The organism is Pseudomonas sp. HMSC063H08 (assembly GCF_001813645.1).
Lineage (GTDB): Bacteria > Pseudomonadota > Gammaproteobacteria > Pseudomonadales > Pseudomonadaceae > Pseudomonas > Pseudomonas aeruginosa.
In genome coordinates, this window is sequence record NZ_KV813371.1 from 3,088 (window position 1) to 3,997 (window position 910).

1 protein-coding gene is annotated in these 910 nt (G+C 60.0%); it reads right to left on the minus strand.

Annotated elements, in window-relative coordinates; all coding sequences use genetic code 11:
- The coding region (locus tag HMPREF2924_RS06905) for a DnaB-like helicase N-terminal domain-containing protein (protein WP_305887153.1) at positions 1–800 on the minus strand (800 nt) is incomplete at its 3' end.
- Between the last annotated feature and the right edge of the window lie 110 nt (positions 801–910).

Genomic DNA, 910 nt, shown 5'->3' on the forward strand with positions numbered 1-910 from the left:
TCTTCTTGCAGTTGGCCCTTCATCAGCTTGCCAAGGTCCAGGTGGCCGAGCAGGGCAGCAAGCCTGAACAGCAGCTGCTCTGCTGGCATTTCCATGCTGTAAACCTGGACAGACTTCTGTTGGTCGCTCTGTAGCGCGGCGTCGATCAAGTTGAGGGCAAACGACGTTTTGCCCATCGAGGGACGGGCACCGACGATGATGAGATCCGACTTCTGTAGTCCGCCGGAGAGCTCGTCGAGATCCTTCAGGCCTGTCGGGACCCCCGTTACCGTCACGTTGTTGTTGAAGCGGTAATCGATGGTGTCGACGATCTTCGCGAGGCCCTTGTTGATATCGACAAAGTCGGACTTGTGCTGATCTTGGCCGAGGGCGAACAGCTTCTGCTCGATCTCCTCCTGAACCTCACAGGGATTCGCCTGGTGGTTCGAGGCGGTTCTGGTGCAGTGGTGCCCGAGAGACATCAACTGCCGCAGGTGCGCCCGATCGCGAACGATCTGCGCGTAAGCCTCGATATTGGCCACGGAGGGCGTGTTGTCAGCGAGCTGGCCGAGGTAGGCCAGCCCGCCGGCTTCTGGAAGGTCTTCGATCGCTTCCGACACCGTCACGACGTCAAACGGGGCGTCCTTCGCGGCCAACTCGCTGATGGCGGTGAAGATCAGCCGATGTTCATGCCGGAAGAAGTCCTCTTTATGCAGGTGATCGCCGACAATGTCCCATGCCGCGTTGTCCAGCATCAGGCCACCGAGTACCGCTTGCTCTGCCTCGACTGAGTGAGGAGGAGTAAGCTCCAGCGCGCTCACTTCGAGTCCTCCTGGCCGATCTGCAGGAATGTGCTTCCGCTGCTGCCCGGGGCGCCGATGATCTCCAGCGCTTTCACCTCCACCTTGGCGGACTCGATGATCACCGAACC